This window comes from Streptomyces caniferus, assembly GCF_009811555.1.
GTDB classification, from domain to species: domain Bacteria; phylum Actinomycetota; class Actinomycetes; order Streptomycetales; family Streptomycetaceae; genus Streptomyces; species Streptomyces caniferus.
On record NZ_BLIN01000005.1, the window covers coordinates 421,918 to 443,117 of the forward strand.

Consider the following 21,200-nt stretch of genomic DNA (forward strand, 5'->3'; position numbering starts at 1 on the left):
GCGGGAGCTGCGAGCCAGAACCCAGCGCGCGGGTCCCTCAACCGGTATCCAGGTCTCACGACTTGCGATCGCTCGGAGCGCAGTGCTGCATCAAGGTGTGGTGATCTGATACGGCGGCGCATCTCCGCGAACGCCGAGCAGGCCGCTTCCTCTTCCTCGCTGATGGCCAGGGCCTCGGTGCATCTCCGCGGAGGCGGAGCAGACTTGGACGTGCACGGAGTCGACGTCATCCGGAACGGACTTCCTCTTGGCGGGGCATCGTCGTGTGCGGCACAGGAGCAAGCGTGGGGTCCTGGTCGTCACCCGCTGTGCTCTGCTGTACTGCCCTGCGGCTAACTTGTGTGCAGGGCAGGTACGCAGGCCCGTGGTGGCAGAGGTGCACGAGGGACGGGAGGTCGGGAAGAGTGTCACTGCGCGCAGGTGATCCAGCCGAAATCGGCGGTTATCCGCTGGAGGCGCGACTCGGCTCGGGTGGCATGGGCACGGTCTTTCTGGCCCGTACGAGTTCGGGTCGTCCTGTCGCGATCAAACTGATCCACCAGCAGTTCGCGGCGGACGACGAGTTCCGCATCCGCTTCCGGCAGGAGGTGGCGGCGGCAAGGCGAGTGAGCGGCGCGTTCACCGCCGCCGTGGTCGACGCCGCCCCTGAGGCCGAGCAGCCGTGGATGGCGACGACCTACATCCAGGGGCACACGCTCGCCCGGCGCATCGCCATGAAAGGCCCGCTGAGCGGAGCGGAGCTGCGGAGGCTCGCCATCGGGCTGGCGGAGGCGCTGCGGGACATCCACCGGGTGGGGGTCATCCACCGTGACCTGAAGCCCTCGAACGTGGTGCTCTCGCCCGAGGGCCCACGCGTCATCGACTTCGGCATTTCGCGCGCCGTGGACCAGCAGACGCTGACGATCACAGGGCGGGTCATCGGTACCCCGCCCTTCATGTCGCCGGAGCAGCTGCAGGCGCCGCGCGATGTGGGGCCGCGGTCCGATGTCTTCTCGTTGGGGACGCTGCTGGCGTACGCAGCGACGGGCCACGGGCCCTTCGACGCGGACAGCCCGTACATTGCTGCGTATCAGGTGGTGCACGAGGAGCCGTCGCTGGAAGATGTGCCGGCGGCCTTGCGCATGGTCGCCGAGTCGTGCCTGGCCAAGGAGGCCAACGCGCGCCCCTCGGCGGACGAACTCCTCGTACTGCTACGGGACCTGCCGACCGACCTCGACCAGATCGACGCGAGGGGAGCTGGCGCGGGCCGCACCCGCGACATGGTCACCGAGCATCACTTCGCGACGCCGGCCACCCCGACGCCGGCCCCTCCGACACCGGCCACTCCGACGCCGGCAGCCCCGACACCGGCAGCCTCGGCCACCACCCCGGCCGGTCCCGATACGGGGAGCGCCGACACCTCCATCGGCCGCCGATCGCGTCCCCGATGGCGTCCCGTGTTCGCGGCCGCGGTCGCGGTCACGGTGGCAGCGATCGGTGGAGGAGTCGCCGCACTGACGGCGGGCGGCTTCGGGGGGAACAGCGGCGGCGACAAGGGCAACAGCCTTGCGGTGCCGGGTGCCGCACTTCCGGACGGCTTCGAGCCGTGGCACAAGGCCGTGCTCGGCGGTCGCCCGGACGTCCCCGACGAGCTGCGTTGCGTTGCCCGCGACGAAGCGCTGTTCTGCGGGGGCGGCAGTGTTGTCGCGACCCGTATCAGGGCCAAGGACGGCTCGCGGGTGTGGACGGCGAAGAGCCCCGGCGTCCCCGTCAACGGCGTGCACCTGGTGGGCGCCACCGACGACACGGTGCTCGGTTACCGCTTCGCCGCCCAGGACGCCCCGCAGGACCCCCGGAGCGAGGTGGTGGCCATCGACGCGAACAACGGACGGGAGCTGTGGTCCGTGCCGTCCGGCACCCAGTCGACGGCCGTCACGGGTCGGACTCAGGACGCCGTTGTGGTCGGTTCCGACGTCGTGACGGTCGACGCTTCCAACTCCCGCTTCGAGGCCCGCAACGCGCACAGCGGTCATGTCACGTGGACGTCGCCATTCCCAGCGGGTACGCAGTGCGCTCCCGTCCCGGTGGGCCCACAGCTCGTCGCGATGTGCGCGAAGGATGCGGAGGTGAATGCCTTTTCAGTGCGCCACCCCACCCTGTACCCGGTCGACCGCGCCTCGGGGACACTGGGCAGGCCCGTCGAAGTCAACGGCCCCGCTGTGCCGATAGGCGTCGCCAACGGCAGGCTCGTACTCCTGCAAGTACACATGGAGGGAACGGATCCGGCCGGCTACAACGGGGTGGTCCGGGTCGACCCGGCCTCGCGGAAGGTCACGTACTCCCGACCGGCCCAGACATACGCGGGGACGCCCGGTATGGCGGACGGCACCGTATACGTGAGCGGGCAGACCGGCCTCGTCACAGCACTCGACCCCGCGACCGGCCGGAAGAAGTGGTCGCGGCAGACTGGCGTGGAGGGCGCGTCGGGTCCTGTTGCGGGAGCCGGCGCACTGTATTTCAGCTCGGCCACCGGCCGGGTGGTCGCGTTGTCGCCGGACGATGGCAAAATCCTGTGGACAACAGATCCGCAGGTCGACGGTTTGACGGGCCAGCAGGGCGCAAGCCCGCGTGTGACTCTTGCGGGGCGTGCGGTGATCGTGGCCGCGGCCAAGAACACCCTCTTCGCTTTCGACGCGCAGAAGCCGCCGAAGTCGGGCTGACCCGGCGGCTGGACGGCAGCAGGGCTGATGCTCCCCGCGGGGCCGTGAGGCCCCGGTCGCGCTCCGGTCGGCGCGCCACCGCCGGCTGCTTCAGGCTCGCATGCCGCCGTCGACGCGGAGGACCGTACCGGTGACGTAGGAGGAGCGGTCGCTGAGAAGCCAGGCGGCGGCCTGGGCTATCTCGTCCGGGTCGGCGGCGCGGCCCAGCGGGGTTTGGGCGTTGAGCTGCGCGATGGTGCCCGGGGACTTGTCCTCCCACTCGTGCAACATCTCGGTGAGCGTGGTGCCGGGCGCGATGGCGTTGACGCGGATCCCCTCCGGTCCGTAGGTGACGGATGCCGACGCGGTGAGACTGTTGACCGCCCGCTTCGCCGCGCCGTAGACGGGCAGTTCGGGGTTGGCCATCAGACTGCCGACGCTGGAGGTGTTGACGATGGCCCCGCGCTTCGCCGTGGCACGCATGGCGGCGATTTCGGCATTCATGGCGAGCCACGCGCCCTTGAGATCGACGGCGCAGACGCGGTCGAAATCGGCCTCCGACAGCTGGTCCATCGGGCCGGGCGGCTGGCCCGTCGCACCGTTGTTGAAGGCCACGTCGAGCCGGCCGTACAGCTCCACGGCCCGGTCGACGGCGGCCCGGATGCTTGCCGCGTCGGCCAGGTCGCACACCACATGGTCCGCGGTGCCGCCGGCCGCCCGGATCTCCTCGGTCACCGTCTTGAGCTGGGCCTGCGTGCGGGCCGCGAGGAGCACCCTGGCCCCCTCCCGGGCGAACAGCCGCGCTGCAGCCGCGCCGATGCCGCGACCGGCCCCGGTGATGAAGGCGACCTTGCCGGCGAGCAGGCCCGAGGCCGTGCTTGATGTGCTGGATGTGATCGGTGCGATCGGTGTGTTGTCCATGCCGACGAGCCTGCGTCCGGCCGCCCCCTCTCATCCAGGCCCCGGGAGTACCTGGCTGGGCATCTCGCCACCGCGCACACTGGACAGGTGAATCGACGAGAACTGGCCGGCTTCCTGCGCAGCAGGCGCGAGCGCATCACCCCCGCGGACGTGGGGCTGCCCGCCGGGCCGCGCCGCCGTACCCCGGGACTGCGTCGTGAGGAGGTGGCACAGCTGGCCTTCATCTCGACCGAGTACTACACGCGACTGGAGCAGGCCCGCGCACTCCACCCCTCCCGCGAGGTGCTGGCCCAACTTGCCCGCGCGCTGCGCCTGTCGGACACCGAGCGCGACCACCTCCACCGCCTCGCCGGCACTCCGCCCCCGCCTCCGCCGGGGCCTTCGCGGGAGGTACGGCAGAGCATCGTCGATCTGCTGCACCGGCTGCCGGGGTCCGCGGCGATCGTGATCTCGGCGACGTACGAGGTCATCGCCTGGAACGCGCTGGCCACCGCCCTGATGGAGGACTTCTCCGCCCTGTCGCGCCGGGACCGGAACTTCCTCCGCCGCGCCTTCCTCGGCCCGTACCGGCACGGCCGACGGCTGTACGGCGTCTCGGACGCGGACGAATTCGCCCGGACCTCGGCCCAGCACCTGCGCGCCGCCGCGGCGCGCTACCCCACCGACCCCGAGGTGACCGCTCTGGTCAAGGAACTCCTGGCCGGCAGCGAGGAGTTCAGCCGCATCTGGGCAGCCCATGACGTAGCCGCCCGCCCCACCCTCTGCAAGACGTTCGAGCACCCCCTCGTCGGCCCCGTCAGCGTCAACTGCGACACCCTGGACATCGCCGACCGCGATCAGCGCGTCATCATCTACACCGCGCCCCCCGGCTCGCCCTCGGAAGAGGCCCTACGACTCCTGTCAGTCATCGGCACACAGCGCATGGAGGTACCCGGCTGACCTCCTCGACCTGACTGTTCCCCTCGGGAGCCGTCACGGCATATGGAGGGATTCCCTCGCGATGTACTGATCACGGCCAAAGCAGCCATCAACGCCATCAGCCTGCCCGATCTGGCCGCCGTGCGCGCGGATGCCGCCCTGTTCCAGCGGCTCTTTCGGGGTGTGCAAGCGCAGCGACGCATGGCAGGGCTGTTCGAACGGGGACTCCGGACTCGTGGCCGTACCGAACTCGACCTCGGTGACGTACTGGGTGCTGTGGCCAGGCGGGCGGACAGAGAGCGAGACTCGGCAAAGAGCCGGGCCTGGTCGACAAGTTGAGGCCTCACCCCGCGGAGCGCACAGTCGACACCGCGCCGATGCAAGCTGACGATCTTCAGGCCGCTACAGCAAGGGGGGCACGATCTGTTCGGTGCGGTACGACCGGGCGATCTCCCCTGAGTCGCGGGACGGAGGCGAGGTCCGTCAGCCTGTGGGCGCGCCGATCTGGTTGCGTTCGAGCGCGGAGCGCAGCTTCACGAAGGCCTGGGCGGCGGCCGACGCCGAGGCACCGTCGAGAGTGCCTCCGATCAGTTCGGCCAGTTCCTCGGCGAAGGTCACCTCCGCCGCGTCGACGAGCCGCGTGCCGTCGTCGGTCAGGGCCAGCAGTGAGGACCGGCGGTCGGCCGGGTTCGGCTGCCGGATGGCCCATCCCTGCTTCTCCAGGCGGTCGACGCCCTTGCTGGTCGCTCCGATGCCGATGGCGAACTCGGCGGCGAGGTCCGCCACGCGGGCCCCGGGGCGGTCGCGCAGGAAGCGCAGGAACTCGAACTGCGAGGTGACGATCCCGTGCCGTGCGCGGAGGCGGTCGTTCAGTGCGTTGTAGAGGCGCGTCTCGCACCGGACGAGGTCGGCGAAGAAGGCCGGCAGGTCGACCGCGGCCTCATGCGATGTATATTCCACGGAATATAGTGTACTGGAAGCTACTTCCGCGGGAGCACAGTCATGAGCAAGGCACAGCGCGCTGAGATCGACGCAATGCTGCGGCAGCCGCAGCCCGAGGGGCCACGGTCGGTCGAGGAGATACGAGCCGGCTTCCGGGCGTTGATGGCCCAGATGATCGTGCCCGACGCCATCCGCACCACGCAGACCACGCTCGGCAACCGACCCGCCCTCCATGTCGAGCCGGACAACGGGCCCCACGTCGGGACGATCCTGTATTTCCACGGCGGCGGCTGGGTGTTCGGCTCCCCCGAAACCGCCCTGCCGCTGACGGGACACCTCGTGGCCAAGACCGGCTTCGGGGCACACTCGCTGGACTACCGACTCGCCCCCGAGCACCCGTTCCCCGCCGCGGTCGAAGACACCCTGAGCGCCTACCGTGCCCTCCTCGACAGCGGCACAGACCCCTCGACCATCGCGTTCGCCGGCGACTCCGCCGGCGGCGGCCTCACCATCACCACCTGCCTCGCCGCCCGTGACGCGGGCCTCCCACTGCCCGCCGCCATCGTGGCGTTCTCCCCCGGCCTCGACGCCACCCGCACGGGCGAGAGCATGGACACCAAGGAAGGCATCGACCCGATCTTCACCCGCAAGGCCCTTGAACACACCGGGGCCATGTACCTCGCCGGAGCCGACCCCCACCAGCCCCTGCTCAGTCCGGCCGTCCACGCAGACCTGACCGGCTTCCCCCCGATGCTGATCCAGGTGGGGACCAACGAGATCCTGCTGGACGACTCCACGCGCCTTGCCGCGCGTGCGAGGTCGGTCGGAGTGGACGTCATCCTGGACATCACCGCAGACGTGCCGCACGTGTTCCAGGCGTTCGCCGGCGTACTGGACGAGGCAGACGAGGCACTGGACCGCGCGGCCCTCTTCCTCAGCCAGCGCATACGCGCTGCGGGCACGGCGCACACCTCAGCAGAGTAGGCCCCGCCGCGGCCCTCGGGCCGGCGCTTCGCCTCGGGCCTTGTTCGCCAACGCCTTGACGCGGCTACGTCTACCTCAGCACGGTCACTGCAGCAGCCCTCGCGATCTGGCTCCGCACATGACCGCGCTTTCGGCGTCAGCTCACCGACGCGCCGGGAGCCAGCGCCAAGCCAGAAGCCGCGAAGAAGGCTTCAAGGCTGATGACTCCGCAGCCGGTGCCGTCGTCCCATTCGACCAGGAACTCCGAGAGGCCCTCGTTCCAGGAGTCCGGTGTGTCGATGTCGCGGAGCTGTGAGCCAGACCTACTCACGCCCCTGACTCGGCCTCGGAGTCGGAGGCTCCTACGGTGGTGACACGACCCCATCTGTCAAGCATGGAACAAAGGAGCCCCGTGTCCACTCCCTCGGGCGCACATCATGCCGGTCTCCACTACACCGATCAGGGAAGCGGCCCGCCAGTGGTCCTGGTCCACGGGGTGGCCGGCGGCATCGATACCAGCTGGGGGAACCTGCTGGAGCTGCTCGCCGAGCACCATCGCGTCATTGCGGTCGACAACCCAGGCTCAGGCAACAGTCCGCTTCCCGACGGCCCCCTGCAGCTGGACACCATCGCCGACAGCATCGCTCTGACGGCGGAGCGCGCCGGTCTTGAGCACTACACCGTTGTGGGCTACTCGATGGGCAGCGCCATCGCCGTGCGCCACGCCATCCGCTATCCCCACCGCGTGGCGGCGCTCGCTCTTATCGCCGGCTTCGCCTGCCCCGACCCCCGCCTACGCCTGGCTCTCCACACCTGGCGCGACCTGCTGGACGCCGACGCACGGCTCCTCGGGCGCTACCTTCTGCAACAGTCATGCGGCCCGGCCCCCCTGGCCCAGCTGGACCATGCGGATATCGACCGCCTCGCGGAGAGGACGGCCGCCGGGCTGCCGCCCGGCACACGACGGCACATCGACCTCGCACTGAGCGTCGACGTCCGTGACGACCTCCCACATGTCAATGCGCCCGCTCTCGTCATCGCCGCGGCCGAAGACCTCCTCGTCACCCCCAGCCACTCCGACGTTCTCGCCCAAGGCATCAAAGACAGCCGCCTCATCCAAGTACTGGCCGGCCACGACGCTCCGGCAGAACAGCCGATGGCCATCTCGGCACACATCCACGCTCTCACCCACCGATGACCAAACGCCCTGCCACTGGGGCGTTGAAGGTATGGAGGGGGTAGGGCCTGGTCAGCCGTCATTGACGGGTGACCGAGATCCTGAACGGGCTGTCCGACGCGTGCACTTGGGACGGCTAGTACTGTGACGGCTCACCTCCACTCAGGCGAGGTGAGCATCAGGACGATGCAGTGGTCACGGCGAGTTCTTTAGCCAGGTGCCGGGTGCAAACGCTGCGGTTCGGTAGTGCGTCACGGCCGCACGATACGCCGTCAACGCCGGAGCAACTGCTGCTCCGGCCGCTTCAGCTGGTTCGTCGGGGTTGGGATGGCTACGGCGGCTGCCTCGGTTCGGCAGGGTGTGCACAGGTCCCGCCCCCGATGGCAGGACCGACTACGCAGTGTCTCTTTGATCACCAGCCGCCTCCCTGAGCCCCCAACCCCGACCCCGCACCACGCCAGCCGGTCGGAAACCGGGTGCGGACTGACCGTGCCCTGGTGTGTGATCGGGGGTATGGCGATTACGTTGGGCAAGCCGGGAGTCGACAGGCTGAGCGAGGCTGCGCGCGTGCTGCGGGAGTGGCAGAACGACGGGGCGCCGATGCAGCTGCATCCGGGCGATCTGGGCTGGTTCTGGCGGTTCGGAGCAGAGGCGACGGCCGCGGCGGTCAGAGCGTGGAGCAGGGACGGACAGGTTCTCGCCGTCGGGCTGCTGGACAGTCCCGGGCTGTTGCGGCTGGCGATCGCGCCGGCCGCTCAGCGGGACGAGGAGTTGGCGCAGCAGTTGGTCGAAGACATGACCGCGCCGGAGCGCGGGGTGCTGCCCGAGGGGAAGGTGAACATCGATGCGCCGATGGGTGCATTGGTCCATGAGCTGCTGTCCGCGAACGGCTGGAACACAGACGAGCCGTGGACGCCGCTGCAACGCGACCTCACGGACCCGGTGGAGGACCCCGGCGTGCGGATCGAGGTGATCGGCCCGGAGCTGGCACACGCGCGGAGCGCCGTACAGCGGGCATCGTTCGACGGGTCGACGTTCGCGGACGAGCACTGGCACGCGATGGCGGCCGGATCGCCGTACGCCGACGCCCGGTGTCTGGTCGCTTACGACGACCAGAGCAACGCGGTGGCGACGGTGACGGTGTGGTCGGCCGGTCCGGGTAGGCCCGGGTTGCTCGAACCGATGGGCGTACATCGGGAACATCGCGGTCATGGCTACGGCAAGGCGATTACCGTCGCCGCAGCGGCCGCGCTCCGGGAGCTGGGCTCGTCGAGCGCGCTCGTCTGCACCCCGAGCTCCAATGTCGGCGCCGTCGCTACCTACCGGTCAGCCGGCTTCCAGCAACGCCCCGAGGTCCGGGACAAATGCCGGGACGCCTAAGGCCCTGTCTTGGTGTCGCTCTTCTCTGGGATCACGTGCCGGATGCCACGTCGTCGCAGGTAGGTGTCGACCAGGTACAGCGCGGCGGCCATCGTCGACAAGGTCCGGCCCCGGCCGCGCAGCAGGCCGCGTCATCGCTCACGTTCGGCAGCCGACGCATCGGCATACACAGAGGGCGGGCGCACATTGACCACAACCTCGCCGGGTGGGCGGACGATGCCGGCGCTTCGATCGAACACCCGGCGAGGGCCATGTCAACGCCTGCCGCTTTCAGCGAGGCGATCTGAGACTTCGGGTATCTCGCTCAACCGGCCGGGGGGCCTCGCTCGTAACGGACCCGCGTCACGAGCCCGATCGGTGGCCACTCCGAAGAAGCTCAGTGGGCCCTGTAGCGGGTGGCGAGTGCGTGGAACGCTTGCTTCGGTTCCCAGGGCATGTCGGGGTAGGCGCGCTGGTCGGCGGGATAGCCGCTCTGCTCGTCCAGGATTTTGACGATGCCGTAGGAGGCGAGGTCCTCGTCCGGTCCGGATGTCCGGTGGGGTGTGCTGAAACCGGCGAAGCTGAACCAGAAGACGGAATCGACGCCCTGCCCCTCGAAGACGGTCATGAGATCGTCGAGGTAGCGGACCTGCTCGCCCTCGTCGCGCACCAGGCCGGGTTTGAGGGTGACGCCGTCGGCCTCCCTCGCCATGTACCAGCCGGCGCCGCCGTGCTCTCCCGCTCCCCGGTAGGTGCAGCAGCCGGCCTCCATGATGGCGACGGGCTTGCCGCGGTCGCATTCCTTGCGCAGGTCGGTGCGGTAGGTGGCTGCGTTGCGCAGGCTACGGAAGGCGTCCAGGCCGACGATGTCGAACGGGGCCCAGTCCACGCCGTCCAGAGGGCAGGAGGCATAGCTCAGGCGGCCGCCGAAGAGGGGCCGTACGGCGTCGACGACCTCCCCCAGGAAGGCGTTGACCTTGTCGGGGATGCCCTGGAGCGCGGCTTCGCGGCCGGGGCCCGCCAGGACCGGAATACGCTCGTTCAGTGTGTCCCCGGGCAGGTAGCCACGGGCGAACACGCTGAGTTCGCAGCCAGTGACGAGGACGACCTCGGCACCGTCGCGCCGCAGTCGCTCCGCCCGCTCGGCGCAGTCGGTGAACAGCGGCAGCATCTCGGCGTTCGACAGCTCGCAGGGAAACGGTGAGAACCAGACCTCCAGGCCCGCGTCCGCCGCGGACCGCGCCGTGGTCTCGATACGGTCCGGATCGCCGCCGGTGATACGGACAGCGGTGCAGTGCAGATCCTCCGCGACGACCCGCATGTCCCGTTCGACGTCCCGAACGTCGAAGACGGGGCGCGACGTGTCGCCGTTGGGAAAGGTGCCGGTGTCGTAATGGATGCCCTTGCCGCGCAACATGACGAATGCCTCCGGTGGGGTGACGGTGTCTGCCGTACGGTGTCATCGTCCAAGTTGCCGCTGCGTCAGCGTCAAGGCCGCACCGTGGCGGGGCCTGTCGAGCTGAGGAGCCGACTGACCAGCTCCTGGTTCCTGCCCAGTTAACGACAGCACGTACTGCCATGACCATGACCGCCTTCACTGGCGCCCATGTCTTCGACGGGGAGAGCCGCTGGACACCGCCACCGTCGTTGTGAACGGCGCGCGGATCGTCCAGGTCGGCGGCGAGGTGCCCCCGGGCGACGAGGTCGTCGACGGGTCCGGGGCGACGCTGCTTCTGGGCCCGATCGAAGCGCATTCGCATCCTGCGGAATGGCTTTTGCTCCGATGCGCCTGACCAGCCCCGCTGTAGGGGAGCCAGCGGCCGTCTCGTCGTCACGCGCGACGCCATGCCGCACCGAGGTAGTGAGTCTTTTCCCGGTTGCGTCGGGTCAGTTCGTCTTCTGCTCCGGCGGCCCATCCGCGCCGTACAGCTTTGCCGAGGCGTCCACATGGGCCAGCCTGCGCAGTGCGTTGAACACCGCCTCACCCAGTACGGTTCCGATCACCACACTCTCCACCATGTCCTCGACCGACACCCGCCGGTCCACGTACCCGAGGTCGGCGCGGGCGACCTGCTCGGCGGCGTCGGCGTAGTCGTCGAGCACCTCGACGAACGCCCCGTGTCCCAACCGGGCCATGGAGGCAAGGGCCATGGACAGGTCGGCCGCGGCGGGGTCCGAGTCGTGCGTCCGCCACCCACGCCGGGAGACGAGGTCGGCGACGACCGCCTGGGCGGCCGCCGACTCGGTGTCGTCGTGTTCGACGCCTACGTTGCCGAGGCGGTCCGCGGCGGCACCGAGCACTTTGTGCAGTGGACGCACCGGATCGTCGATGGCGGTCAGTACGTCCGCGATCTCGGCCACCTTCATGCCGCCCACATCGAGCAGGGCGCGGATGAGCCGCAGCCGGCGCTCGTGCGCCTCGCCGTAGGTCGCTTGATTCGGGCTGGTCAACTCGCCAGGAGGCATCAGCCCTTCGCGGACGTAGTACTTGATCGTCGGCACCGGCACTCCGGTTGTTCGGCTCAACTCTCCGATTCGCACTGCCGGTTCACCCCTTGACCTTCGTCCTGCTCGCCGAGCCGGCCCTTGCCAGCTTCGCCTCCCATCATAGATAGTTGGGCTATCAGATAGCAGATAGTACTGCTATCCATGAGGGGGTTCATCTATGTCTTCGTTACTTCCGTCTTCGTGGTCCGAGCCGTCGTGGTGGCCGTCGGCTCCATGGCGGTCGTGGCATCGGCCGCTGGTGCTGTGCTCGGCGGCAATGGTGGTGGTGGCGGTCGTATCGGCCGTGGGACTCGTCGCCGACGACCGCGTGCTGGTCGGCGCGCCGATCTGGTTCAAGCCGTTCAAGTTCTCGGTCTCCTTCGTGGCCTACTGCCTCTCCCTGGCCTGGATGCTTTCGCTTCTCCCCCGAGGTCGACGCGTGGGCTGGTGGGCGGGGACGGTCGTCGCACTGGCCAGCCTCGTCGAGATGGTGATCATCGCCGGGCAGGCGATGCGCGGGAAGCGCAGTCACTTCAACCACGAAACGCCCTTCGACGAGGCGCTGTTCAACGCGATGGCCATCACGGTCGTCATCCTGTGGCTCGGCACGCTCGCCGTCGCCGTGCTGTTGCTCCGCGCCCGAATCGCCGACCGCGCGTCCGCCTGGGCCATGCGCTCGGGCATCTTCCTGGCGCTGGCCGGGGCCGCCGTCGGATTCCTGATGACACAGCCCGCGCCGGGGCAGCGGCGCGGCGTCTCCAAGGTGGTCGGCGCGCACAGCGTAGGCGTGCCGGACGGCGGTCCCTCCATGCCGCTGACCGGCTGGTCGACGACCGGCGGAGATCTGCGGATCCCGCACTTCGTCGGCATGCATGCACTGCAACTCCTGCCGCTGCTGGTCATGGTGCTGACCGCCCTCGCACCGCGCTTCGCCCGCCTTGCCGACGGCCGGATACGGTTGCGCCTGGTGCTGCTCGCCTCGGGCGGGTACGCCGCCACCTTCGCCCTGGTCCTCTGGCAGGCGCTGCGGGGTCAGCCGCTGCTCCAGCCGGACGCCGTGACGCTGACGGTGGCCGGCCTGGTCCTGGCGGCCGTCACTCTCGGGACGTACGGATCCCTGAGAATTCCAACTCCCCTTGCGGGCAAGACAACTGCTGAAGACGTCAACGCCTCGAAGGAACTGGCGTCATGACCGATCTCCTCTTCGAGCTCTCCTTCTGGCTGGCCGCACCCGTCTGGCTACTCATGATCTTCGCCCCCGCGTGGGGCCCGACCGCCCGCATCGCCGGGTCACCGGTGACCGTGGTGCCCGTACTGCTCATCTATCTCGCGCTCGCTGTCCCGGTGTTCCCCGAACTCTGGACCGCGGTCAGCAGCCCGGACCTCGGCACCTTCCGCGAGCTGACGGCACTCGCGGACGGCGCGGGAGCCATCTGGTCGCAGGTCATCGCCTGGGATCTCCTCATCGGGCAGTGGATGTACCGGGAGGCCAGACGGCTCAGGATCCCCGCCCTGCTGATGGGGCCCCTGCTCGTCTTCACGATCCTGCTGTCGCCCTTCGGGCTGCTGGCGTTCCTGGGGCTGCGGACGGCATGGATACGGCGTGCGACCCGCGACGACCTCGCGGTCGCCGCGTCCCACGGAGTCACGTAGGCCGAGCACGGCCCCGCCTCGCCCGCCGCAGACGGCTGATCAGCAGCTCGAGCCCACGTTTGACCCCGGAAACGGGTAGTGCGGGTAGTGACCTCAACCTGGTTGCATGCAGCGGGAGTTGAGCCAGAGGAGGTGAGGCATCCATGTGGAGAGGCTCCTGGTAGACGGGTGATCGTCGAGATCAGCTGTCCAGCCAGGAGCCTCACGGTCTACCGGTACGTGACCGAGGCTCCTTGGCCGACCAGTCGGTGAAACTCGTCGTCCTGGACTCGGGGCCGGGTGACGACATCCTCGGAACCCATGCGCCGGCGCAGTTCGGTCTCGTCCCCCGTCTCGCAGCAGTGGCGGGCGAGGTCCCGCATGCCCAGTTCGCGGCACGCATACCCTTGGGAACGTCTCAGCAGCCCGTCAGCCGCAGTGTCCGGTTGACCACCGGGGACGCCTCCGACGCAGCACACAGCTCGCGGCGGGCTCACCCGCCAGCACCAGTGCCTGCGCACCGTTGTTTCCAACGGCGATCACGCCGCCAGATCATCCACCGCGCAGGTCCGGTCGCAGCCGTCTGGAGTGGTGGCGTCTCCGCCAGGACACCGGTCTCCCCCACCATGCAGCCAACGAGGAGACGGGGACGACGACCAAAGGCCCGCCCATCAGCTCCACCCGAACAATAGAGATGTGGGACGCATCGGCTGCAGCAGACGAAGGGATGCTCATTCCGTCAGCGTGCTCGCGACCAGACAACCCCGCGGGGGACGATAACGCCCATCTGGACCTGCCCCGGGCGGACAGCGACCACCGGCGAGTGCTGGCGGTGCTGAGATTCCCGGAAGGAAACGGCTGACCCCGGGCGCTCGCCGGAGGCCGGCCGACGCCGGGGCGGCGAAAAGTTTGGTGCGCGGGGCCGACGGAACCGGGTAATGTCATTGTCATGTTCTTCCAGACGCCGATTTACGAGTGAGAGCCTGATGGGCCCGTGCTGACGTCCTTCGGCGTCGCCGCGCCCGTCCCCCACCGATGAATCCGTAGATCACTTCACATCATTCCGGGAGAACCCGTGAGCAAGAACATCAACAACCCCGTGGGCATGGGCGGCGGCCAGCGCAAGAGGCTGTCCCGCGCCGAACGGCAGAACAACGGTCCGCACCGCAACCTCGACCGCCAGGGTGCCGCCGACCAGAAGGCGGAGCTGGTGCGCAAGATGCGCGAGAAGGCGGGCGCAGCCGAGGGCGCCGGGCAGACGGGCGACGACACCGCACAGAGCTGACGCACCGCCGCCGCAGGGCGGCACCGCACGGGGCAGGGCCCGGACCGCGACGCGCGGCCCGGGCCCTGCTGCCGTATCGGGGGCCTGCCGCCGTACCGGGCGCGGCCGGTCCCGCTCAGCTCTCGGCCGACCCACCCGGGGCCAGCCGCAGAAGCCCTGACCCAGCCCGGCCAGCAGCAGACCGTGGAGCAGGCCCAGCGTGCCCGCACACCGCATTCAGGGCTTCAGCGCTCTCTACGTCACTGTTCATGGGCGTCACGGCCGCGGTCTCCTCCGGGATCTCCGCGCCGCCCACAGCTTGCCGGGTTCCTCGGAAGGCTTCCAGGAGCCAGCCAATCCGGGGCGAGCGGGCATGGCGGCGGGTGACGTCGGCCGGCTACGCGACCGTATCGTCCCAGGTCAGGTCGGCTAGGAGCTGTCCGGCCGGTCATGCAACCGTCGCTTGATCTGCTCGTGTGGTGCGAGTATGGGGCGGTTTCAGCCGATATGTCGGATGTGGAGCGGGAACGCCTCAGGCGGTTCCTGCCGGTGAGCAACGGTCGGCGCGGACGCCCCTTCCCGGACTCATAACTTGACGCGCTAAGCGCCTGAGTGGCCTTCGGACAGCTCAGCGTCACCGTCCGCGCCTACGCCGACCTCGCCACACCTCGCTGACCGGCGGCACTTCTCACCCCCGGTGCACCCCTCGACTGCTGAGTGCCCCCCTGCTTCTGATCTCCGCAACACCAGCTCAACTCACCGGCGTCCGGCAGCTGGTGCCGCCTGCCGGCGCCACGACGAGGAGGCAGGCCATCCGTAGCCTGATTCTGACTCAAAACCTAAGCGGCTGCCGTGATGTCGCTCCAGGCCTCACGGAGCGGTGGGTACGGCCTTTACTGGCAATCTTGGACATCTTCGGTACTTCGCCGGATTAGAGTCCGTTGAGCAGTCGGCCCCGTCCGCCACGCAGTGGCACCACCGCGCTGCGCAATGCCCATCCCGGCTACGAGACTTCCCGTGAGGTGCCCCATGTCCAGCGCTACGTCCGATGACTCCACGCCTGCATACATTGATCCGACACGACCCAGTATCGCGCGGGTGTACGACGCTTTCCTCGGTGGCACGGACAACTACGAGGTGGACCGCGAGGTAGTTCGGAGTGTGCAGGAGGCCGTGCCGGAGGTCCAGGACCTGGCAGTCGAGAACCGCGCGTTCCTGATCCGCACCTGCCGGTTCCTGGCCGGCCAGACAGGCATCACCCAGTATCTGGACTGCGGCTCGGGCCTTCCGACCGCAGAGAACACCCACCAGGTGGTGCAGCGGGTCAACCCGGACTCGCGGATCGCCTATGTGGACAACGACCCGGCGGTGCTGGCCCACGGCCGGGCGCTGCTGGAGGAGAACGAGAACACCGCCCTCGTCTCCGAGGACATCTTCGAACCGGAGAAGCTGCTGCAGAATGACCTCGTACGGTCCAAGCTGGACTGGAACGAGCCCATCGCACTGCTGCACATGGGCACGCTGCACCACTACAAGGGTGAGGTCACGCGTTCTCGCAAGGACATCATGCGCGCCTACATCGACGCGCTGCCGTCGGGCTCTTACGTGGCGATCAGTCACTTCCTGGACCCGGAGGACGAGCACAGCCAGGTTGCGCGGAAGATGGAGCACAAGTTTCTGCACAGCAGGATGGGAAGTGGCACCTTCTCCACCAGGACCGAACTGCAGGAGCTCTTCAACGGTCTGGAGATGGTCCCCCCATACCTGGTTCCGTGCGGCGACTGGCGGCCGGACGGCCCTCAGCTCAAGGAGAAGAACGCAGCCCAGCGGTGCATCGCCGGCGGCGTCGCCCGTAAGTCATAGGCCGCGCGCACTTCCGACGCGGTCCAGTGCTGCCCAGCCGCCCCGTCGTCCTACTCAGTGCTTCCACACCCTCCGTACCCTGACCGGGCAGGCCGCCAACGCCGCGGCGAGCAAGGCTGATTCGTGGCGTGCTCCGAGCTAGGCGCGCGGGCGGCCAGCAGCTCTTCAGCCGCAGGGACCCACCGCGCGCAGAGCGGCCGCCCGCGGTCCGTGCATGGCCCTCCGGACTGAGGGACGGACGGATCGCCACGTTGTGCCCAGCTGCGTGGAACCGGTCTCGAAGATGTCGTCACGAGCCCTGGTGGGCTCACAATCGGTACGGCGCACCCTTCTCCAGCGGCCTGTTGACCGCCGCTGGCCCAGCAGACCCCGCGGCGCGCGGATGTACCGAACGGGAGATCTCGTCCGCTGGACTTCCGAGCCGAAGCACGAGGGCCTCTACCGAGGTGTGGGCCGCATCTCTCGGACAGGCCCTACAGGTCCCGTGGCCGCACCCTCATCCGGATCCCGTCCCGTGCCCACAGCACGAACCGTTCCACCGGCGTCACCTCGTGCCCCGGCGCGGGCCGAAAGTGCAGGCGCTTGAGGAGGACGGCCAGGACGAGCTGGGCCTCGACCGTGGCCAGAGCGGCGCCCTCGCAGCTTCGTGGCCCGATCCCGAAGGGGACGTACGCGAGCCTCGGCCGCTTGGCCACCTCCTGCGGCGTGAACCGTTCGGGGTCGAACCGCTCCGGCTCGGGCCAGTGCTCAGGGTTCAGGTGCACCGCCCAGAACGGATAGAACACCGTCGTCCCGGCCGGGATCTCGTACGGGCCCAGAACCAGGTCCTCGGTCGTCTCGCGTGCGCCGTACGGGCCGGGCGGGAACAGGCGCATCGACTCCTTGAGCACCATGTCCAGATACGTGAGACGCCGCAGATCACCGTAATCGGGCGTGGCGCGCTCGCCCAACACCTGGTCCAGTTCGGCGGCGACGCGATCGGCCACGTCAGGATGGCGGCCCAGCAGGTGCAGTGTCCACGAGACGGCGACGCCGGTGGTGTGGTGGGCGGCGAGCAGCGTCACCATCACGGTGTCCCGGATCCGCGCCGGGCTCTGACCGGCCTCGACGAGCGCCCCGATCAGGTCGCTGCGGTCGGTGCGGCCGCCCGAGCGGTGCGCCGCCACCACGCGGTCGACCGTCGCGCGCAGATAGGCAAGGGCCGCCTCGGCCCGCTCCGCCGAGCGCGGGTCTGCCCGCGGCACCTGGTAGAGCCTCCCGAGGTGCTCGGTGAGCACCTCCTCGAACGCGGCGACGACACGGTCCGTGTCGGTTTCCGCGCCACCGAGGGCGAACCCGCAGATCATACGGAGCGAGAGCGCGGTCAACTCCTGTTGCAGATCGACGGGTTCGCCGTCGATCTGCCCCGCCCAGCGGTCCGCGAGCTCCTGCGCCAGCTCGGTGAAGCGCGCGAAGTGCCGCTCGTGAGCCGGTCGTCCGGCGAGCACCGAGAGCAGTAGTCGGCGCCAGGGGGTGTGCTCGTCGGCAGGCAGCACTTGCAGGTTGCCTGCCTCGCACAGCGGGTCCAGGAACGCGAACAGCTTCTCGGGCCGCGTGTCGAGGTGCGCCGTGGCCTCCAGAAGCACGGGATCGGCGACCGAAACGGCCGTTTCCGCTCCCGGCAGTTGGAAGCGCACAACGGGTCCGTACGCCTCGTGCAGATGTAACTGGTACCGGTGCAGCCCGCACGCAGCCGCGACGGCGCTCAGCCCGCCGTCCTCCTGGCGCTCGGGGCCGGGGATACGCATAACGGTGCCTCCTGTGCCACGTCCTGCCCCTCGTCGCGTCTGTTCCGAGGGGCCCGTCAACTCGCTCTTGCATCAGCCGGGGTTTTCCCCGCTCCTGCTTCCCTACCCCACGGCGGAGTCCCGTGCCCGCACCGGCCTCGGCGGGCATTTCACGGATCACGGAGGGACATTGCGCGCCAGCACCGGGGTGGTGTCGCGGTGGTCAGGCGGCGCGATGACGTCCTGCAAGAGCATGCGCGCCGCCCACGGATCCCCGGGCGCTCGAACGGAGACGACCAGAACCGATGGAGGAACTCGCGGGCCACGTAGCGTTTGCCCGGGACAGCACTTCCCCATGGTCCCAGCACAGCAGCCGCGTCACGGGGGCGCACGAAGGTGAATGGTCAGCGCGCACCGCATCCCCGAGATCGTTGTCGAAAGCGCGCGGCCTGCACAGATCGCGGCCCTACAGGATGCGGCACGCCCAGAGGGAGTGCCGCGTACTGGGGCGTGCGGTCGCCTTACGGCGTATAGACGGCGTCACTGCTGTACAGCTCCCTGGTGAACGCGGAGACCTCGGCGCTGCGGTCGGCGCCGTCGAGGTTGTACGTCAGATAGACGCCGTACCCCTCGCTGACGGTGCGGCGGGCGAGGTCGGCGACTGTGCCCTGCGAGGTGCGGCCGATCTCGACGGCCGCCGGCGACAGCTTCGACTTGGGCAGTGCGATGCCGGGGGGCTGCCAGGTGCCGTAGTACGGGTTCCAGGCGTAGTCGAACTTGGACGAGACGTCGACGCCGCCGTAGGAGAGACGCGACGCGGCCGGGCCGATATTGTAGAGGCTGATGATCTTGCCTGGCATGTTCGCGCGCAGCGCCGTCACCAGGTGTACGAACGAGCTGTCGTTGGGCTGGCCGGTGCCGTTGTTGCCGTACTCGGCGTACTCGTCGTCGAAGTCGATGCCGTCGAGGCCGTACTGGGCCACGGTGTCCGACAGTTGCTTCGCGAATGCCGACGCCGCTTGCTGTGACGGGAAGTTGGCGAAGCCCGCGCCCTGGTGGTTGCCGAGTACCGAGAGGACGACCTTGATGCCCTTCTGCTGCAGCGGCCGTATCTCCGTGGCGGCGTTGTCGAGGACGCGCTGCACGTTCTCGTTGAAGTACAGATGCGCCGTCTTCGTGCCCGTGTCGTAGTTGATGTTCGCCGCGAAGATCACGGCAACGTCGAAGACGTTGCCACCGCCGTTGGCGAGGGTGTACTTGCCGACGTTCAGCATGCTGTTGTTGTTCACCTCGACGTACGCCACCGAAGTCGGCCCCTGTTTCGCGGGTGCGGAAGCCGTTGCTGCGCCGGTCGTGGCGGTCGCGCCGAAGGCAAGCGCCGCGGCGGCCGAGAGCGCGAGTGCGGCCATCCGCACTCTGCTCCGTACCAGAGTGAACGTCATTGATCGGTCTCCCCTCGCATAGGTCGGCGCCCGACCTGACCGAAAGCGCCGAGTGAGCCCTCCGAGTCTTCCGCTCCCGGGACCGAATCCCGAGAGTCGTGCCCGAACTCTTCACAGTCCCCACGCACGTCTGCGCGACAACATGACGCCTGGGCACCGGAGTTGGTAGGAGCAGATCACGATCGACATACGCCTCCGCCCTGGCCGACCACCGACGCTGACGACGCGAGGAACGCGCACGCGCCAGGGAACGACGCGCCATCATGTAGCCGTGTACCTCACCGTGATGGAAGGCATCGCCCAAGCCTCCCCGAACGCCACCGTACGTAGTGGATTGCCGTCCCATTCGGTCCCTGTGGGTGGCTTGGGCCAAATGCCTCGAGCGGCGGCTCACGGCGCAGATCGCGATGTCACACCTCTCCTCAGCACCCCGCAATCCCTCGGGCAGGTCGAGGAACAGCGCGGTTCCTCCCTTATGGTGACGCTGACTCAATACTGATAGCGAGGAGCAACCATCCATGGCGGTCTCGATCGGATTGCATGTCAGCCCGGAATTTCCCGCGATGCTCGAGCGGATCGACGCACTCGGCGGGGTGCTCGACGCGGACGCGGACGCGGCCGAGAAACTCGGCAGACTCACCGAGGACGTCGCGCGGCCGTTGCTGGGTGCCGGGGTCGTGGGGGCCGCGCTGCCGCAGAGCCTCGGCGGCTACGAGTTCTCCCCACGCCAATTGATAGAGACAGTCGAGCGGGTCAGTTACCACGATTCCGCGGCCGGTTGGACGATGATGGCGCTGCAGTTGATGACCGGCACCACTGCGGCCTATCTCGATGCCGTTGCGACGGCCGACTTGTTCCCGGATGTCGCGGGTGGGGACCACGCGTTGTTGGCCGGGCACGGCACCCGGCCCGGTCGGGCCGTCCTGGTGGAGGGTGGCTATCTGGTGAGCGGCAGTTGGCAGTTCGCCTCCGGCATGGCGCACGCCACCCATATCCACAGTGCGATCCAGGTCGAGGGCACCGGGGAGCTGCGGGTGCTGGCGATGCCGAAGTCGCAGGTGGAACTCGTCGACAACTGGGATGTGCTCGGGCTGCGTGCGACGCACAGTATTGATTACCACTGCGCCGATGTGCTCGTCCCGGCGACGCATACGTATCTCGCCACGACGACGAACCCCGCCAACGGCGGCGCGATCTACCGCCTCGGATTGGTCAACATGTCCGCCATCGGACACACCGGTTGGGCCCTTGGTGTCGGGCGGCGCCTGCTCGATGAACTGAAGTTGGTCGCCGCGGCGAAATCCGGCACACGTAACGCCGCCGTCGACACCACGCAGTTCCACGCGGAGTACGCGGCCGCCGAAGCCAAGCTTCGTTCGGCACGGGCGTGGGCGATGGAGGTATGGCGAGGGATCGAAGACACTCTGGACGCAGGTGAGTTGTCGAGTACTGAGCAGGACACACTGCTCAGGCTGGCGCTCAACCACGCGACGTGGACCGTGCAGGACGTGGGTCAGACGGTGCACCGGTGGGCGGGGACGGCGGCGATCCGGCGCGGGCCGATCGACCGTTTTCTGCGTGATCTCGGCACAGGTACCCAGCACATCACCTCGAGCCCCACGGTGCTGCAGAACTGCGGGAAATGGCTCAGCGGCGCGCAACCGCAAGCGCACTGGGAGTTTCTCGACTTGACGCAGTGATCACCAGGTCGGCGAGTGCGTGCACCGGAACGAAAGGAGCCGGTGTTCGCCCGGCTGCCGGATTTCATGCTGCCTGCGGCGACGCCCC

17 protein-coding genes are annotated in these 21,200 nt (G+C 68.8%); 10 read left to right on the forward strand and 7 right to left on the reverse strand.

Annotation, left to right across the window (positions count from 1 at the left end):
- Positions 1 to 404 precede the first annotated feature (404 nt).
- Complete coding sequence (locus Scani_RS18585) at positions 405 to 2,699, forward strand: serine/threonine-protein kinase (RefSeq protein WP_159477510.1); 2,295 nt, start codon at positions 405 to 407, stop codon at positions 2,697 to 2,699.
- A gap of 90 nt (positions 2,700 to 2,789) precedes the next feature.
- On the opposite strand, the gene Scani_RS18590 is transcribed toward Scani_RS18585, so the two are convergent.
- The gene (locus Scani_RS18590) at positions 2,790 to 3,599 is read right to left on the reverse strand and encodes an SDR family NAD(P)-dependent oxidoreductase (RefSeq protein ID WP_159477513.1); all 810 of its coding nucleotides are present in this window, start codon (positions 3,597 to 3,599) and stop codon (positions 2,790 to 2,792) included.
- An 87-nt stretch (positions 3,600 to 3,686) separates the two neighbouring features.
- Between Scani_RS18590 and Scani_RS18595 the strand changes: the two genes are divergently transcribed.
- Positions 3,687 to 4,538, forward strand: coding sequence for a helix-turn-helix transcriptional regulator (locus Scani_RS18595; RefSeq protein ID WP_159477516.1), 852 nt, complete (start codon positions 3,687 to 3,689; stop codon positions 4,536 to 4,538).
- A 462-nt stretch (positions 4,539 to 5,000) separates the two neighbouring features.
- Here Scani_RS18595 and Scani_RS18600 read toward each other — a convergent pair whose 3' ends face one another.
- On the reverse strand, positions 5,001 to 5,477 hold the full coding sequence (locus Scani_RS18600; protein ID WP_159477519.1) for a MarR family winged helix-turn-helix transcriptional regulator: 477 nt from the start codon (positions 5,475 to 5,477) through the stop codon (positions 5,001 to 5,003).
- Positions 5,478 to 5,519: 42 nt separating this feature from the next.
- Between Scani_RS18600 and Scani_RS18605 the strand changes: the two genes are divergently transcribed.
- On the forward strand, positions 5,520 to 6,443 hold the full coding sequence (locus Scani_RS18605; protein ID WP_159477522.1) for an alpha/beta hydrolase: 924 nt from the start codon (positions 5,520 to 5,522) through the stop codon (positions 6,441 to 6,443).
- Between the two features lie 136 nt (positions 6,444 to 6,579).
- Here the strand turns inward: Scani_RS18605 and Scani_RS18610 are convergent, their stop codons facing one another.
- Positions 6,580 to 6,753, reverse strand: a complete 174-nt coding sequence (locus Scani_RS18610) for a hypothetical protein (RefSeq protein WP_159477525.1) — start codon at positions 6,751 to 6,753, stop codon at positions 6,580 to 6,582.
- 81 nt (positions 6,754 to 6,834) lie between these two features.
- Between Scani_RS18610 and Scani_RS18615 the strand changes: the two genes are divergently transcribed.
- Together Scani_RS18615 and Scani_RS18620 are read left to right on the forward strand one after the other, a co-directional pair.
- Positions 6,835 to 7,620 carry an alpha/beta fold hydrolase gene (locus tag Scani_RS18615; RefSeq protein ID WP_246295996.1) on the forward strand — a complete coding sequence of 262 codons (786 nt, stop codon included), beginning with the start codon at positions 6,835 to 6,837 and terminating at the stop codon, positions 7,618 to 7,620.
- A 492-nt stretch (positions 7,621 to 8,112) separates the two neighbouring features.
- On the forward strand, positions 8,113 to 8,979 hold the full coding sequence (locus tag Scani_RS18620) for a GNAT family N-acetyltransferase (protein WP_159477531.1): 867 nt from the start codon (positions 8,113 to 8,115) through the stop codon (positions 8,977 to 8,979).
- A 376-nt stretch (positions 8,980 to 9,355) separates the two neighbouring features.
- Here Scani_RS18620 and Scani_RS18625 read toward each other — a convergent pair whose 3' ends face one another.
- Together Scani_RS18625 and Scani_RS18630 are read right to left on the reverse strand one after the other, a co-directional pair.
- Complete coding sequence (locus tag Scani_RS18625) at positions 9,356 to 10,375, reverse strand: glycoside hydrolase family 113 protein (protein ID WP_159477534.1); 1,020 nt, start codon at positions 10,373 to 10,375, stop codon at positions 9,356 to 9,358.
- Positions 10,376 to 10,845: 470 nt separating this feature from the next.
- Positions 10,846 to 11,499: a MerR family transcriptional regulator gene (locus Scani_RS18630; RefSeq protein WP_159477537.1), complete on the reverse strand. Its 654-nt coding sequence runs from the start codon at positions 11,497 to 11,499 to the stop codon at positions 10,846 to 10,848.
- Positions 11,500 to 11,722: 223 nt separating this feature from the next.
- On the opposite strand from Scani_RS18630, the gene Scani_RS18635 reads away from it, so the two are divergent.
- The 4 genes from Scani_RS18635 to Scani_RS18650 all read left to right on the forward strand — a co-directional run bounded on the left by Scani_RS18635 (position 11,723) and on the right by Scani_RS18650 (position 16,204).
- On the forward strand, positions 11,723 to 12,637 hold the full coding sequence (locus tag Scani_RS18635; protein WP_246295997.1) for a hypothetical protein: 915 nt from the start codon (positions 11,723 to 11,725) through the stop codon (positions 12,635 to 12,637).
- Positions 12,634 to 13,098 carry an ABA4-like family protein gene (locus Scani_RS18640; protein WP_159477540.1) on the forward strand — a complete coding sequence of 155 codons (465 nt, stop codon included), beginning with the start codon at positions 12,634 to 12,636 and terminating at the stop codon, positions 13,096 to 13,098. Before Scani_RS18635 ends, Scani_RS18640 begins: the two co-directional genes overlap by 4 nt.
- Positions 13,099 to 14,152: 1,054 nt before the next feature.
- Positions 14,153 to 14,362 (forward strand): DUF6243 family protein, encoded by a 210-nt coding sequence (locus Scani_RS18645; RefSeq protein WP_030069632.1) that lies wholly within the window; start codon positions 14,153 to 14,155, stop codon positions 14,360 to 14,362.
- Between the two features lie 1,008 nt (positions 14,363 to 15,370).
- Positions 15,371 to 16,204, forward strand: a complete 834-nt coding sequence (locus tag Scani_RS18650; protein ID WP_159477543.1) for an SAM-dependent methyltransferase — start codon at positions 15,371 to 15,373, stop codon at positions 16,202 to 16,204.
- 473 nt (positions 16,205 to 16,677) lie between these two features.
- Here Scani_RS18650 and Scani_RS18655 read toward each other — a convergent pair whose 3' ends face one another.
- Together Scani_RS18655 and Scani_RS18660 are read right to left on the reverse strand one after the other, a co-directional pair.
- Positions 16,678 to 17,991: a cytochrome P450 gene (locus Scani_RS18655; protein ID WP_159477546.1), complete on the reverse strand. Its 1,314-nt coding sequence runs from the start codon at positions 17,989 to 17,991 to the stop codon at positions 16,678 to 16,680.
- A gap of 500 nt (positions 17,992 to 18,491) precedes the next feature.
- Positions 18,492 to 19,412 carry an endo-beta-N-acetylglucosaminidase H gene (locus tag Scani_RS18660; protein WP_159477549.1) on the reverse strand — a complete coding sequence of 307 codons (921 nt, stop codon included), beginning with the start codon at positions 19,410 to 19,412 and terminating at the stop codon, positions 18,492 to 18,494.
- 518 nt (positions 19,413 to 19,930) lie between these two features.
- On the opposite strand from Scani_RS18660, the gene Scani_RS18665 reads away from it, so the two are divergent.
- Entirely contained in the window at positions 19,931 to 21,112 is a 1,182-nt protein-coding gene (locus Scani_RS18665) for an acyl-CoA dehydrogenase family protein (RefSeq protein WP_174872723.1), read from the forward strand.
- Positions 21,113 to 21,200: the final 88 nt, after the last annotated feature.

Coding starts and splice junctions, on each gene's coding strand:
- Scani_RS18590 (WP_159477513.1), bottom strand. CDS start 3,599: ATGGACAACACACCGATCGCACCGATCACATCCAGCACATCAAGCACG.
- Scani_RS18605 (WP_159477522.1), top strand. CDS start 5,520: ATGAGCAAGGCACAGCGCGCTGAGATCGACGCAATGCTGCGGCAGCCG.
- Scani_RS18620 (WP_159477531.1), top strand. CDS start 8,113: ATGGCGATTACGTTGGGCAAGCCGGGAGTCGACAGGCTGAGCGAGGCT.
- Scani_RS18625 (WP_159477534.1), bottom strand. CDS start 10,375: ATGTTGCGCGGCAAGGGCATCCATTACGACACCGGCACCTTTCCCAAC.
- Scani_RS18635 (WP_246295997.1), top strand. CDS start 11,723: ATGGTGGTGGTGGCGGTCGTATCGGCCGTGGGACTCGTCGCCGACGAC.
- Scani_RS18640 (WP_159477540.1), top strand. CDS start 12,634: ATGACCGATCTCCTCTTCGAGCTCTCCTTCTGGCTGGCCGCACCCGTC.
- Scani_RS18650 (WP_159477543.1), top strand. CDS start 15,371: ATGTCCAGCGCTACGTCCGATGACTCCACGCCTGCATACATTGATCCG.
- Scani_RS18655 (WP_159477546.1), bottom strand. CDS start 17,991: ATGCGTATCCCCGGCCCCGAGCGCCAGGAGGACGGCGGGCTGAGCGCC.
- Scani_RS18660 (WP_159477549.1), bottom strand. CDS start 19,412: ATGACGTTCACTCTGGTACGGAGCAGAGTGCGGATGGCCGCACTCGCG.
- Scani_RS18665 (WP_174872723.1), top strand. CDS start 19,931: ATGGCGGTCTCGATCGGATTGCATGTCAGCCCGGAATTTCCCGCGATG.